The sequence below is a fragment of the Stenotrophomonas sp. YJH_SMC_53 genome, assembly GCF_059369995.1.
Genome location: NZ_JCAFTF010000002.1, coordinates 134,949 through 148,365 on the forward strand (window position 1 = coordinate 134,949; position 13,417 = coordinate 148,365).

A 13,417-nucleotide genomic window follows, 5' to 3' on the forward strand; every position below is an offset into this window, starting at 1 on the left:
GGGGAGTGGTTGCCAACGCAACGGTTGCGCCGTGCCGGAAACCGGAGTAGGGTCGATGCCATGTCGATCCGCCTGGCCACCGCCGTCAATAACAACAACCGCAATAATCTGCGCGCGAATAATCGTGCGCGGCCGATGCGGGACTGCGCCCTGGGTAGATAGACAGCAACACACGCCCGGACACCAGAAAACCCGCATCGGTCGATGCGGGTTTTTTTTGTGCCCGGGCGCAGCCCCACCCGGGCCTGGATGGCCGGTCGAACACCCTCCCACCCGTGAAATTCCCCCAACAGGAGCTCCCCCATGTGTTCGATCTTCGGAATCTTCGGCCTGCAGGCCGGTGACGATCTTCCGGCCCTGCGCCGCCATGCGCTGGAACTGTCGCAGCGCCAGCGCCACCGCGGCCCGGACTGGAGCGGCGTGTATCTTGACGAAGGCGCGCTGCTGGTCCACGAGCGGTTGGCCATCGTCGACCCGGCCGGCGGCTCGCAACCACTGCTGTCGGCCGACGGCCAGCTGGCGCTGGCGGTCAACGGCGAGATCTACAACCACCAGCAACTGAAGGCCGCACTGACCACCGCCTATGACTTCCAGACCGGTTCGGACTGTGAAGTGATCAATGCGCTGTACCGCCAGGGCGCTTCGCCAGCGCAGTGGCTGGAGCAGCTCAATGGCATCTTCGCATTCGCGCTGTGGGACCGTGGTGCCGGTCGTGTGCTGGTGGCGCGCGACCCGGTCGGCGTGGTGCCGCTGTACTGGGGCCACGATGCCCAGGGACGCCTGCGCGTCGCCTCGGAAATGAAGGCACTGGTCGATACCTGTGCCGACGTCGCGCAGTTCCCGCCGGGTCACTATTTCGACAGTGCCAGCGGTGAGCTGGTGCGCTACTACCAGCAGCCGTGGCGCGACTACGCTGACGTGCAGGGTCGCCAGGCCGATCTGGCCGAGCTGCGCCAGGCCTTCGAGCATGCGGTGGAACGCCAGCTGATGAGCGATGTGCCGTACGGCGTGCTGCTGTCTGGTGGCCTGGACTCGTCGCTGGTGGCGGCGGTGGCCGCGCGCTATGCACGTCGTCGCATCGAGGATGGGGGGCAGACCGAAGCCTGGTGGCCGCGCCTGCACTCGTTCGCGATCGGCTTGAAGGGCTCGCCCGATCTGGCCGCCGCTGCAATCGCCGCCGAAGCGCTGGGCACCGTGCATCACGGCTTCGAGTACACGTTCGAGGAAGGCCTCGATGCGCTGCCGGAGGTGATCCGCCACATCGAGACCTACGACGTCACCACCATCCGCGCATCGACGCCGATGTTCCTGCTGGCACGGCGGATCAAGGCCATGGGGGTGAAGATGGTGCTTTCCGGCGAGGGCAGCGACGAGATCTTCGGTGGTTACCTGTACTTCCACAAGGCGCCGGATGCGCGTGAGTTCCACGACGAGCTGGTGCGGAAGCTCGACGCGCTGCACAACTACGACTGCCTGCGCGCCAACAAGTCGATGATGGCCTGGGGTGTGGAGCCGCGGGTGCCGTTCCTGGATCGCGAATTTCTCGATGTGGCGATGCGCTTCGACGCCGCGCACAAGATGGTCGGTGCGGGCTTTGGTGGCCGCCGCATCGAGAAGGCGGTGCTGCGCGAGGCGTTCGAAGGCTACCTGCCGGACAGCATCCTGTGGCGGCAGAAGGAGCAGTTCAGCGATGGCGTTGGCTATGGCTGGATCGACGGGCTGAAGGCGCACGCCGAAGCTCAGGTGAGCGACCGTGTGCTGGCAGCGGCCGACAAGCGCTTCCCGCACAACCCGCCGCAGACCAAGGAGGCCTACTACTACCGTCATCTGTTCGAGCAGTTCTTCCCGAGCCGTGCGGCCGCCGAGACCGTGCCGGGTGGCAAGTCCATCGCCTGCTCGTCGCCTGCGGCGATCGCGTGGGATGCCAGCTTCGCCGCAGCTGCAGATCCGTCGGGGCGCGCGATCGCTGGCGTGCACGAGCAGGCACTGGCGTAAGCCCCGAAAAAGGGACGGAGGGGGGGGGCGGGGCGCTTGTGCCACTAACGACTTAATCCCCTCCGTCCCCTTTTTGTATGATCGCCCCCCTGCACATTGGGGAATGTTCATGGACGTACACAGCGGGGGCCAGGTGCCACCGACGAAGTGGGGATGGCGCTACCTGGCCTGGGCCGGGGTCCCGCTGCTGGTCGGCGTGCTGCTGGCCCGTTATGCCGGGCCGGCGGCGCCCGAAGCTGTTGCCCGTGCCACGGGCCCGGCTGAAGCCACCTGGGTGCAGCATCTGGCGTCGCCGCTGGGCCTGTTCCTGCTGCAGCTGCTGGTGCTGCTGCTGGTGGCCAAGGGCGCAGGCGCGCTGCTCAAGCACTTTGGACAACCGGCGGTGATCGGCGAGATGGCCGCCGGCCTGATGATGGGCCCATTGATGCTCGGCAGCCTGTTGCCGCCGCTGCATGGAGCCTTGTTCCCGCCCAGCTCGCTGGGCCCGCTGGGCATGCTCAGCCAGTTGGGTGTGCTGATGTTCCTGCTGGTGGCCGGTGCCGAGCTGGACCTGGCGGCGCTGCGTGGACGCCGGCGTTTTGCCTTTACGGTCAGCCATGCCGGCATCGCGGTGCCGTTCGTGCTTGGCGTCGCCCTGGCGATCTGGCTGTACCCGCAGCACGGCCCACAGGGGGTGGGCTTCACGGCATTCGCACTGTTTGTCGGCATTTCGATGAGCATCACCGCCTTCCCCGTGTTGCTGCGCATCCTTGCCGATCGCGGCATCACGCAGACCCCGTTGGGTCAGACCGCCATCGCCTGCGCTGCATTGGGTGATGCCACCGCGTGGTGCCTGCTGGCGCTGATCGTGGCCGCCGCCCAGGCCAGCGGATGGCTGCCGGCCAGCCTCAACCTGCTGTGCGTGGTCGCGTTCGTGGCGCTGATGCTGGGGCTGGTGAGGCCGTGGTTCGCCCGCCAGCAGATCGCGCCGGGCCGTGAGGGGCGGTGGCTGTTGGGCATCCTGCTGCTGTCGCTGGCCAGTGCCCTGGTCACCGAGATGCTCGGCATCCATGCGCTGTTCGGTGCGTTCGCGGCGGGCGTGGCGGTGTCGTCCAATGTGCAGTTGCGCGAGCTGCTGATGGCGCGCGTCGAACCGTTCGCGGTGACGCTGCTGCTGCCGCTGTTCTTCGCCATGACCGGCCTGCGCATGCGCGCCGATACACTGCAGGCCAGCGATGGCCTGTTGTGCGTGGTGGTGATCGCGGTAGCCACGACGGGCAAGCTGCTGGGCACCTTCAGTGCCGCACGCAGTGCCGGCATGCCCGCCCGTGAGGCGTGGCGGCTGGGTGCACTGATGAACACCCGTGGCCTGATGGAGCTGATCGTGCTCAACCTGGGCTACGAACTTGGCCTGCTCGGTGACCGGCTGTTCGCGGTGCTGGTGATCATGGCGCTGGTGACAACGGCGATGACCGGGCCACTGTTGAACCTGATCGAGCGGCGCAGGGGCTGAGCGTTGAACGGTAGTGCCGGCCGCTGGCCGGCAACCTCATGATGCTGGATGCACCTGCATGGATGCCGGCCAGCGGCCGGCACTACCGCGCCGGCACCAGCGTCATGGTGTGCTGCGCCTTGCCGGGCAGGAACGGCGTCGGCCGGCCATGCACCCAGTCTTCGTGGCCGGCACCCCAGTAGGGCGACAGTGGATGCCCACTCTGGCCGCCGGGCATGTGCACGATGCCGTCTGCCTCGTGGCCCGGTGAAACCACCATGCGCTCGGAAGCGCCGAAGTTCGGCGTCTGCACGCGCGGCATGTCGCGGTCGCCGGGCAGGCGGTCGGCCGGCATGCACAGCCAGCGTTTGGCGATGTCCGGCAGCGCCCGTGCGATGGGATGGCAGATCGCTGCGGTGTTGCGTTCGCCCCAGCTGCGTTTGGCCAGCGGTCCCTGCCTGGTCAACTCGTTTTCGGTACGGCGTGCAGCGTCGATCAGCAGTGCATCCCAGCTGTCGAAGGCCGGTGGCAGCAGATTGGCCGGCCGCTGCTGCAGCATCGGCCAGGCCACGCCTTCCAGCTGCGCCAGGCGCGGCTCCAGATAGTCATCGCCCAGCTGCGCATTGGCCGGTGCCAGCAGTGCATCGGACAGTGTCTTCATCACCTGCGTACGGAACTCACGCACCACCCGGTAGCTGACCGAGCTGGTCGAGGCACGGCCGCCCCATTGATGGCTGGCCTCCTTCAAGCGCTTCAGTGCAGGGTCGTCACTGCGTTCGATGACGTCGTGCAGCAGCGCCCACCAGCGCTGCAGGAACACCGCGCGATCGTCGAGCTGGATCGCCAGCAGGTCGTGTTCATCGAAGCGCTCCTGGATCGCCAGCAGGTCGCGGATTTGCCGCGCACGGGCACCCAGGTCATAACCGCCATTGCCGACGGTAGCCAGCGCCTCGCCGTCGAGGACGCGGCCGTTGGCGGTCCACAGGCGATGGTTGGGGGGATCGATCAATGCCGGCGAGGCATCGCTGCGGATCGGCCAGGGGGCGCAGTCCTGGTTGTGGGCGGCGTTGAAGCCGGCCGGCGCGCAGCCCGGACCGCGATCCGGGCGGGCGCCGATCAGGCGCCAGGCGATGCGTCCGCTGCGGTCGCCGATCACCAGGTTCTGTGCGGGAATGCCGGCGTGGTCGGCGAACTGCAGGGCTGCGTCCAGATCACCGGCGCGGGCCAGGTCACCGAAGTCCAGGCGCACCGCACCGGGCAGCTGGGCGACCCAGCGCAGCGCGTCGCCGCTGCCATCGGCATGCGTGTGCAGGATCGGTCCCCAGGCGGTTTCGCGTACCGGGAACCGCACATCGGCCTGGCCGGCCACCGCAATCCGTTCTTCATGCACCGTCACTGCGGCATTGGCCGGTTCGGTGCGGTAGTCCGCCGTGTCGATGTAGCTGTTGGTGAAACCCCAGGCGACGTGCCCGTTGCTGCCGACGATCACGGCCGGAAGGCCCGGCAGCGAGAAGCCGGTGACGTCGACCTGGCCGCCAGCGGCCTGCGGGTCGGGGTAGCGCAGGCGCACGCGGAACCACAGGCCGGGTGCGCGCAGGCCCAGGTGCATGTCGTCGGCAACAATGGCGCGGCCGTCGGCGGTGAGCGCACCGGCCACCGCGAAGTTGTTGCTGCCGACGGCGTCGGCTTCTTCCTGCCCGGTGCCCGGTTTTCCCTTCAGCTTGCGCAGGTCCAGCTGGCTGGCATCGGGCAGCGTGACGTTGCCGGTCGGTTCGCCGAACAGCGGTGCATCCCATTCAGTGCCGTCGTGGGCGATCAGTGCGTACAGCGCCGACGGCACCACCGCGCGGATGCGGCTGAGCGCAAGCTCGGTCTGGTTGCCGGGATCCTGCAGGTCGGCGTACATGGCCAGCCCGGCCAGCACGCTGTCGCTGGCCTGCCAAGGCTGCGGTGACTGCCGCAGCAGCAGGTACGCCCACGGCCGCACGGAGAGGTCGGCAAGGCCTTCGTTGACGCCGTCCACGTAGGCGCGCACGGCATCGCCGTTGTCGCCCAATGCAGCGTCCATGTGTGCCTCGGTGCGTGCGCGCAAACGGTGCACGCGCATGCGCTTGTCGGCGTCGATGGCCTTCGGTCCGAACAGTGCGGACAGTTCGCCGGCGGCGCTGCGGCGCATCAGGTCCATCTCGAAGTAGCGTTCCTGCGCGTGTACGCGGCCGAGTGCGCGCATCGCGTCGGCCTGGCTGCCGGCCGTGATGGTGACCACGCCCAGCGCATCGCGTTCGAGGGTGACCGGCTTCGCCAGTCCCGGCAACGCATGCTCGCCGTCCAGATCGGCCAGGCTGCCGCGCAGCAGCAGCCACAGCACCAGGGCGGTGACCAGGACGATGGCGATCAATACGCCCAGCACCCAACGCCATGTACGTCGCATCGCACGTCCTTTCCGAACTCGTGGGCCGATTGTAGCCGCAGGCGCAACTGCGACTGATTCCGATTAGATCACCGTATTCTGAAATGCGGCACCCTATGCCACATCGATTCACAGGAGCCCCCCCATGAAAGGCAACCCGGACGTCATCGCCTGCCTGAAGGAACTGCTGCGTGGCGAGCTCGCTGCCCGCGACCAGTACTTCATCCATTCCCGCCGCTACGAGGATCAGGGCCTGTTCGCACTTTACGAACGCCTGAACCACGAGATGGAAGAGGAAACCCAGCACGCCGATGCGCTGCTGCGCCGGATCCTGTTCCTGGGCGGCGACCCGGACATGCGCCCGCATGCCACCGAGCCGGGCAAAACCGTGGAAGAGATGCTGCAGAAGGATCTCGACACTGAATACGCCGTTCGGAACAATCTCGCCGCCGGCATGAAGCTGTGCGAGGAGAAGGGCGACTACGTGAGCCGCGACATCCTGCTGGCGCAGTTGAAGGATACCGAAGAAGACCACGCCTGGTGGCTGGAACAGCAGCTGGGCCTGATCAAGCGCATCGGCCTGGAGCTGTACCAGCTGAGCAAGATCGACGGCAGCGGCGCCCCGGCGCACTGAGCCGACGTCGCTCTCTGTAGAGCCGAGCCAATGCTCGGCTGCCTTCCGGTAGAGCCGACCGCTGGTCGGCTGCTCTGCAGAAAGCAGCCGACCAGCGGTCGGCTCTACCAGAAGCGGGAAGCAGCCGACCTGCGGTCGGCTCCGCCAGAAGAAGCACAGCGTTCTGTCGCACGCCAGCACCGGAGCACCGCGAGCCCGCCTTCGCCCGCCAGCTGCTCCACCGCCCGCCAGCCGACAACGAAAAAGCCGGGGAATCCCCGGCTTTTTCGTGTCCGGGGTCAGATCCGTTTTCGACGAAAACGGCTCTGATCCCATTGGGATGGAAATCGCCAACCGAGGTTGGCGTGGACCGGGGTAATGCGTGTCAACCAAGGTTGACACCCACCTCAACCAAGGTTGACACCTGCCAGGAGCGGTGCCTCACTCCACCGACAACCCTTCCACCTTCTGCCAGCCGCGCGGCAGCAGGTGGCCGCGTGTGGCGCGGGCGCCGAGGTAGGCGTCGAGCTCGTTGAACTTCAGCCCCATCGTGCGCTGGCCGGCGCGGACCTGCAGGGTCTGCCCCGGGCTGATCGCCACGATGGCGACCACGCGTTCGGTGGCGAGCTTGGCCTTCGGGATCTCGATGATCTTGTTGCCCTTGCCCTTGTCCAGTTCCGGCAGGTCGTTGGCGGCGATCGCCAGCAGGTTGCCGGAGCTGGTCACTGCCACGATGCGGTCGGTGGCGACGTTGGCCACTGCCGACGGGGTCAGCACCGACGAACCTGCAGACAGGTTCAGCATCGCCTTGCCGGCCTTGTTGCGGCCGATCAGGTTCTCGAAGCGGGTGACGAAGCCATAACCGTGGCTGGAGGCCAGCACGAAGCGGGTGTCCGGCTCGGCGCTGGCCAGGGTCACGAAGCTGGTGCCCGGTGCCGGCGAGAAGCGGCCGGTCAGCGGTTCACCATTGCCACGCGCGGAGGGCAAGGTGTGCACCGGCGTCGAGTAGGCGCGGCCCTCGCTGTCGAGGAACGCGACCTGCTGGGTGCTGCGTGCGCGCACCGCGCCCTGCAGTCCGTCGCCTTCACGGTAGGACAGGGCAGATGCATCGACGTCGTGGCCCTTGGCGGCACGGATCCAGCCCTTCTCCGACAGCACCACGGTCATCGGTTCGCTCGGCACCAGCTCGGTCTCGTCGATGGCCTGCGCCGCCTGGCGCTGCACCAGCGGCGAACGGCGTGCGTCGCCGAACTTCCTGGCGTCGGCGGTCAGTTCATCGCGGATCAGCTTCTTCAGCTTGGCTTTGCTGTCGAGGATGCCGAGGATCTTCTCGCGCTCCTTGGCCAGCTCTTCCTGCTCGCCGCGGATCTTCATCTCTTCCAGGCGGGCCAGCTGCTTCAGCTTGGTTTCCAGGATGTACTCGGCCTGTTCCTCGGACAGTCCGAAGCGCGCGATCAGCGCCGCCTTCGGTTCGTCCTCGGTACGGATGATGTGGATCACCTCGTCCAGGTTGAGGAAGGCGACCAGCAGGCCTTCCAGCAGGTGCAGGCGGCGCTCGACCTTCTGCAGGCGGTGCTGCAGGCGGCGGGTGACGGTGTTGCTGCGGAAGGTCAGCCATTCGCTGAGCAGCGTCTTCAGGTTCTTCACCTGCGGACGGCCGTCCAGCCCGATCACGTTGAGGTTGACGCGGTAGCTGCGCTCCAGGTCCGTAGTGGCGAACAGGTGGCCCATCAGCTGGTCGGCGTCGACCCTGTTCGAACGCGGCACCAGCACCACGCGCACCGGGTTGGCGTGGTCGGATTCATCGCGGATGTCTTCCAGCCACGGCAGCTTCTTGGCGCGCATCTGTGCGGCGATCTGCTCGATCACCTTCGACGGCGACACCTGGAACGGCAGCGCCGTGATCACGATGTTGCTGGCTTCCTTGGTGAAGGTCGCGCGTGCACGCACGCTGCCGTTGCCAGTCTCGTAGATGTTGCGCAGGTCATTGGCCGCAGTGATGATCTCGGCGCTGGACGGGTAATCCGGGCCCTGCACGTGTTCGCACAGGTCGCGCACGGTGGCGTCGGGGTTGTCCAGCAGGTGCAGCAGCGCGCTGACGATCTCGTTGAGATTGTGCGGCGGCACGTCGGTGGCCATGCCCACGGCGATGCCGGTGGTGCCGTTGAGCAGCAGGTGCGGCAGCCGCGCCGGCATCCAGGTCGGCTCCTGCAGGGTACCGTCGAAGTTCGGTGCCCAGTCGGTGGTGCCCTGGCCCAGTTCGCCCAGCAGCACTTCGGCGATCGGGGTCAGCTTGGATTCGGTGTAACGCATCGCCGCGAACGACTTCGGGTCGTCGCTGGAGCCGAAGTTGCCCTGACCCTCGATCAGCGGGTAGCGGTACGAGAACGGCTGCGCCATCAGCACCAGCGCCTCGTAGCACGCGCTGTCGCCGTGCGGGTGGTATTTACCGATGACGTCGCCGACGGTGCGCGCGGACTTCTTCGGCTTGGACGCGGCATTCAGGCCCAGCTCGCTCATCGAATAGATGATGCGGCGCTGCACCGGCTTCAGGCCGTCGCCGATGAACGGCAGGGCACGGTCCAGGACCACGTACATCGAGTAGTCGAGGTAGGCGCGTTCGGCGTACTCGCGCAGCGGCAGTTGTTCGAATCCGTGGAACACGGGGCGGGCAAGTTCGGTCATGCGGCGTTGTTACCTATGTCGGGAGGCGGCGACGGCGGTCGCCGCTCGCAATCCTGTGATTATCCGGATGCGGCGGGGGATGCCAAGCCGCGCGCAGGGTCCAGCCCGGTTTCCAGGCCGTGGCCGGCCCGCGCCAGGTAGCGCCCCGGTGGCAGCCCGAAGTGGCGGCGGAACACGGTGACGAAGGCGCTGGCGCTGCTGAAGCCCAGTGCGTGGGCGATGTCGGCGACGCTGCGGCCATCGGTCAACTGGCGCAGGGCTTCGGAGAGCCGGGCCTGCTGCCGCCACTGGGCGAAGCTGAGCGTGGTCTCGTCGCGGAAGTGGCGGGTCAGGCTGCGCGGTGACAGGCCGGCCCAGTGCGCCCATTCGGCCAGGCTGCGTTCGTCGGACGGGTCGGCCAGCAGCTGCGAGGCGATCTTCAGCAGGCGCCGGTCATGCGGCATCGGCAGGTGCATGCGCTGGCGTGGCGCTGTGCGGATCTCGTCCACCAGCACTTCGATGATGTGCTGGCGTTCGGAGGTGGTGTCGTAGCCCGGTGGCCAGTCACAGATGCGGTCGGCGAGCGCCTGCGCCAGCTTGGACAGGCCCAGCACGCAGGGATCGGAGGGCAGGGTGGCGCAGACCGGAGCCGCCAGCGCCATGCCCCAGCCACGCAGGGGGCCGTCGAGGGTGACCGTGTGCGGCTCCAGCGGTGGCATCCAGCCGGCCGAGCCCGGCGCCAGCGACCAGGTGCCGTGCGAGGTACGGGTGGTCAGCAGGCCGCGCTCGACGCAGATCAGCTGCGCGCGCTGGTGATGATGCCAATCCACTTCACGGACCAGCCCTTGCGGGCTGTCGAAACGGAAACCGACCACCGGGGGACCGTCGTTGCGCTCGAACCAGTCCAGTGCCTCGTCCCTGAGCAGGCGTTTGGGAGCGGGGATTTCTGCCTTGTTCATCATGTCTGCTGGCTGAAATGTGTCATCCATTGGCTAGATTGTACTACCGGGCCACCTGGCGGGGTCATTAAGGTAGGCGCCTTCACTGATCCAGCCCACTGCTGCAACACAGCATTCGATGCCAGATCAAATATTTCCATTGAGAAATATTTTTTTTGGAAGAGAATGCTCCCCCATGATCTGTCCTGCAACCACTCCCCCCAGCTTCGGCCTGCTGCTGCGCCAGGTGCGCGACGGCCTGGTCCGCCAACTCGACGCGTCCATGGCTGAAGAAGATCTGGGCATCGGCTTCACCCACTACATCGGGTTGAAGGTGCTTTCGAACATGGCGCCGTGCACCGCCAACGAACTGGCCCAGGCCATCGATCAGGTGCCCAGCGCGGTGACCCGGCTGCTGGACAAGCTCGAAGCGCTGGGCTGCGTCCGCCGCGAACCGCATGCGCAGGACCGGCGGGCATTGCAGATCGTGCTGACCGACGAAGGCCGCGCGCTGTGGGCGCGCTTGAAGCTGCGTGGCGACGCGGTGATGGATTACGCCCTGCGTGATCTTTCCGCCGACGAGCGCACGCTGCTGCTGTCCCTCCTTACCCGAATCCGCGATTCACTGACGACCCCATGAACCCGATCCCGCATTCCACTCTCCGCCGGTCCGGGCGCGCGCTGCTGGTGTCAGCGCTGGCCCTGGCCCTGGCCGCCTGCGCCAGCAGTCGTGGCCTCAACCCGCAGGGCCACGTGCTTGACGTGGACAGCCTGCACAGCGAACGCACCTTGGCCGACACCGACCTGAGCGCCACCGGCTTCCCGGCGCAGGACTGGTGGAAGGCACTGGGTGATGCGCAGCTGGACGCGCTGGTCGCCGAGGGCCTGGCCGGCCACCCGAGCCTTGACGCCGCCGATGCCCGCCTGCGCCAGGCCCAGGCCCAGGTCGGCACCGCACGTGCCGACGAACTGCCGAGCCTGTCGGTGTCCGGTGGCTACACCGGCCTGCGCCTGCCCGAATCGATGGTCGGCAGCGAGATGGGTGGCCGTTACGGCGGCAGCAGCCAGGTCGCCTTCGACTTCAGTTATGGCGTGGACCTGTGGGGCGGCAAGCGCGCCGCCTGGGAAGCCGCCGTGGACGGCGCCCACGCCGCCACCGTTGAAGCGCAGGCCGCGCGCTTGAACCTGTCCACTGGCATCACCCAGGCCTATGCCGACCTGGCCTACGCGTGGCAGCTCAACGACGTAGCCGAGGAAGAGCTGAGCCGTTCGCAGAAGTCACTTGAACTGACCCGCCAGCGCCGCCGCGCCGGCATCGACAGTGATCTGCAGGTGCGCCAGGCCGAGGCCCGCGTGCCGGCCGCGCAGCAGCAGGTGCAGGCCGCCCAGCAGCGCATCGACGCGGCCCGCACCGCACTGGCCGCGCTGGTCGGCAAGGGCCCGGACCGTGGCCTGTCGATCCAGCGCCCGCAGCCGCTGAATCCGGTGGCACTGCAGCTGCCGGGCGTGCTGCCCAGCGAACTGCTTGGCCGCCGCCCCGACATCGTGGCCGCACGCTGGCGCGTTGAAGCGGCCGACAAGCAGATCAAGGTTGCCAAGACCAAGTTCTACCCGAGCTTCAACCTGACCGCGCTGGCCGGCGTGGTCGCCCCGGATGTGGGCGACCTGCTGAAGAGCAGTTCCACCTTCGCCTATATCGGCCCTGCGCTGAGCCTGCCGATCTTCGAGGGCGGCAAGCTGCGCGCCAACCTGGCCAATACCGATGCGCAGTACGACCTGGCGGTGGCCAACTACAACCAGACCGTGCTCGATGCGCTGCGTGATGTGGCCGACCAGGTCAACGCGGTGCGCTCGCTGGCACAGCAGGCGCAGTCGCAGCAGCAGGCGGTGGACACCGCACGCGCTGCCTTCGACCTGGCCCAGCAGCGCTACCGCGCCGGCATCGGCAGCTACCTGGACGTGCTGACCGCGCAGTCCACCCTGCTGCAGTCGCAGCAGCAGCTGGCCGGCCTGCAGTCGCAGCAGGTGCAGTCCTCGGTGCGCCTGAGCAAGGCGCTGGGCGGTGGTTTCCAACCCACTGACGCCGACCGCGCACCGATCGCCTCCCATTCCGATTCCTCGCATTCCTGAAGATCTCCGACATGAGCCAGACCCAAAACACCGCGGCCCCGGCCGCCCCCAACCGCCGCGGCAACCTGCTGCGCGGCCTGTTCGTGATCGTCGTGCTACTGCTTGCCGCTTTGGCGCTGTGGTACTTCATGTTCGGCCGTTGGTTCGAAGAGACCGACGATGCCTACGTGCAGGGCAACCAGGTGCAGATCACCCCGCTGGTGGCCGGCACCGTGGTCGCCATCAATGCCGATGACGGCATGCGCGTGGAGCGCGGCCAGCTGCTGGTGCAGCTGGACCCGTCCGACACCGCAGTGGCGCTGCAGCAGGCCGAAGCCAACCTGGCCAAGACCGTGCGCCAGACCCGCGGCCTGTACCGCAGCGTGGAAGGCGCGCAGGCGGACCTGAACGCCCGCCAGGTGACCCTGAAGCGCGTGCGCGAAGACTACGCCCGCCGCAAGGACCTGGCCGCCACCGGCGCCATCTCCAACGAAGAACTGGCCCACGCCCGCGACGAGCTGGCCGCGGCCGAAGCCGCCGTGGCCGGTTCACGCGAGACCGTCGAGCGCAACCGCGCGCTGGTCGACGACACCGTGATCGCCACCCAGCCGGATGTGCAGGCCGCCGCTGCGCAGCTGCGCCAGGCCTTCCTCAACAATGCCCGCGCCGGCATCGTTGCGCCGGTCTCCGGCTACGTCGCCCGTCGTTCGGTGCAGGTCGGCCAGCGCGTGCAGCCGGGCAATGCCCTGATGGCTGTGGTGCCGACCGAGCAGATGTGGGTCGAGGCCAACTTCAAGGAAACCCAGCTGCGCCACATGCGCCTGGGCCAGGAAGTGGAGCTGAAGTCGGACCTGTACGCCGGCGACGTGAAGTACAAGGGGCGCATCCAGAGCCTGGGCCTGGGCACCGGCTCGGCGTTCTCGCTGCTGCCGGCGCAGAACGCCAGCGGCAACTGGATCAAGATCGTGCAGCGCGTACCGGTGCGCATCGCCATCGATGCCAAGCAGCTGGCCGAGCACCCGCTGCGCATCGGCCTGTCGATGAAGGCCGAAGTGAGCCTGCGCGACCAGAAGGGCGAAGTGCTGCCGAGCACCCCGGCCAAGGGCACGGTGTTCGACACCGACGTGTATGCCAAGCAGCTGCATGATGCCGACGAGGTGATCCACACGATCATCCAGGGCAACCTGCCGCAGCAACAGGCGAAGGTGGGCTGAGGT

Annotated in this window: 9 protein-coding genes; 6 read left to right on the forward strand and 3 right to left on the reverse strand. The window is 67.5% G+C overall.

The window, feature by feature from the left end:
• The first annotated feature begins 303 nt into the window (after window positions 1–303).
• A complete protein-coding gene (asnB, locus tag AC5P7X_RS03180; RefSeq protein ID WP_072166802.1) occupies window positions 304–1,995 on the forward strand; it encodes an asparagine synthase B in 1,692 nt (563 codons plus the stop codon).
• 103 nt (window positions 1,996–2,098) lie between these two features.
• On the forward strand, window positions 2,099–3,487 hold the full coding sequence (locus tag AC5P7X_RS03185; protein WP_053497121.1) for a cation:proton antiporter domain-containing protein: 1,389 nt from the start codon (window positions 2,099–2,101) through the stop codon (window positions 3,485–3,487).
• 82 nt (window positions 3,488–3,569) lie between these two features.
• On the opposite strand, the gene AC5P7X_RS03190 is transcribed toward AC5P7X_RS03185, so the two are convergent.
• Window positions 3,570–5,897, reverse strand: a complete 2,328-nt coding sequence (locus tag AC5P7X_RS03190; RefSeq protein WP_495214410.1) for a penicillin acylase family protein — start codon at window positions 5,895–5,897, stop codon at window positions 3,570–3,572.
• A gap of 124 nt (window positions 5,898–6,021) precedes the next feature.
• On the opposite strand from AC5P7X_RS03190, the gene bfr reads away from it, so the two are divergent.
• Entirely contained in the window at window positions 6,022–6,510 is a 489-nt protein-coding gene (bfr, locus tag AC5P7X_RS03195; protein WP_005415872.1) for a bacterioferritin, read from the forward strand.
• 420 nt (window positions 6,511–6,930) lie between these two features.
• On the opposite strand, the gene parC is transcribed toward bfr, so the two are convergent.
• Together parC and AC5P7X_RS03205 are read right to left on the reverse strand one after the other, a co-directional pair.
• Complete coding sequence (gene parC / locus AC5P7X_RS03200; protein WP_005415873.1) at window positions 6,931–9,174, reverse strand: DNA topoisomerase IV subunit A; 2,244 nt, start codon at window positions 9,172–9,174, stop codon at window positions 6,931–6,933.
• Between the two features lie 59 nt (window positions 9,175–9,233).
• On the reverse strand, window positions 9,234–10,115 hold the full coding sequence (locus AC5P7X_RS03205) for a helix-turn-helix domain-containing protein (RefSeq protein WP_171958382.1): 882 nt from the start codon (window positions 10,113–10,115) through the stop codon (window positions 9,234–9,236).
• A gap of 172 nt (window positions 10,116–10,287) precedes the next feature.
• On the opposite strand from AC5P7X_RS03205, the gene emrR reads away from it, so the two are divergent.
• From emrR to emrA, 3 genes are read left to right on the forward strand one after another with little or no spacing between them, the layout of a single operon-like run.
• Window positions 10,288–10,731 (forward strand): multidrug efflux system transcriptional regulator EmrR, encoded by a 444-nt coding sequence (gene emrR / locus AC5P7X_RS03210; protein ID WP_005415875.1) that lies wholly within the window; start codon window positions 10,288–10,290, stop codon window positions 10,729–10,731.
• Complete coding sequence (emrC, locus tag AC5P7X_RS03215; protein ID WP_053501022.1) at window positions 10,728–12,221, forward strand: multidrug efflux transporter outer membrane subunit EmrC; 1,494 nt, start codon at window positions 10,728–10,730, stop codon at window positions 12,219–12,221. The genes emrR and emrC overlap by 4 nt, the downstream gene beginning before the upstream one ends.
• Window positions 12,222–12,232: 11 nt before the next feature.
• Window positions 12,233–13,414, forward strand: coding sequence for a multidrug efflux MFS transporter periplasmic adaptor subunit EmrA (gene emrA / locus AC5P7X_RS03220; protein ID WP_495214411.1), 1,182 nt, complete (start codon window positions 12,233–12,235; stop codon window positions 13,412–13,414).
• Window positions 13,415–13,417: the final 3 nt, after the last annotated feature.

Bases quoted from the DNA above. Each gene is read 5' to 3' on its own strand.
- asnB (WP_072166802.1), top strand. From the start codon at position 304: ATGTGTTCGATCTTCGGAATCTTCGGCCTGCAGGCCGGTGACGATCTT.
- AC5P7X_RS03185 (WP_053497121.1), top strand. From the start codon at position 2,099: ATGTTCATGGACGTACACAGCGGGGGCCAGGTGCCACCGACGAAGTGG.
- AC5P7X_RS03190 (WP_495214410.1), bottom strand. From the start codon at position 5,897: ATGCGACGTACATGGCGTTGGGTGCTGGGCGTATTGATCGCCATCGTC.
- bfr (WP_005415872.1), top strand. From the start codon at position 6,022: ATGAAAGGCAACCCGGACGTCATCGCCTGCCTGAAGGAACTGCTGCGT.
- parC (WP_005415873.1), bottom strand. From the start codon at position 9,174: ATGACCGAACTTGCCCGCCCCGTGTTCCACGGATTCGAACAACTGCCG.
- AC5P7X_RS03205 (WP_171958382.1), bottom strand. From the start codon at position 10,115: ATGATGAACAAGGCAGAAATCCCCGCTCCCAAACGCCTGCTCAGGGAC.
- emrR (WP_005415875.1), top strand. From the start codon at position 10,288: ATGATCTGTCCTGCAACCACTCCCCCCAGCTTCGGCCTGCTGCTGCGC.
- emrC (WP_053501022.1), top strand. From the start codon at position 10,728: ATGAACCCGATCCCGCATTCCACTCTCCGCCGGTCCGGGCGCGCGCTG.
- emrA (WP_495214411.1), top strand. From the start codon at position 12,233: ATGAGCCAGACCCAAAACACCGCGGCCCCGGCCGCCCCCAACCGCCGC.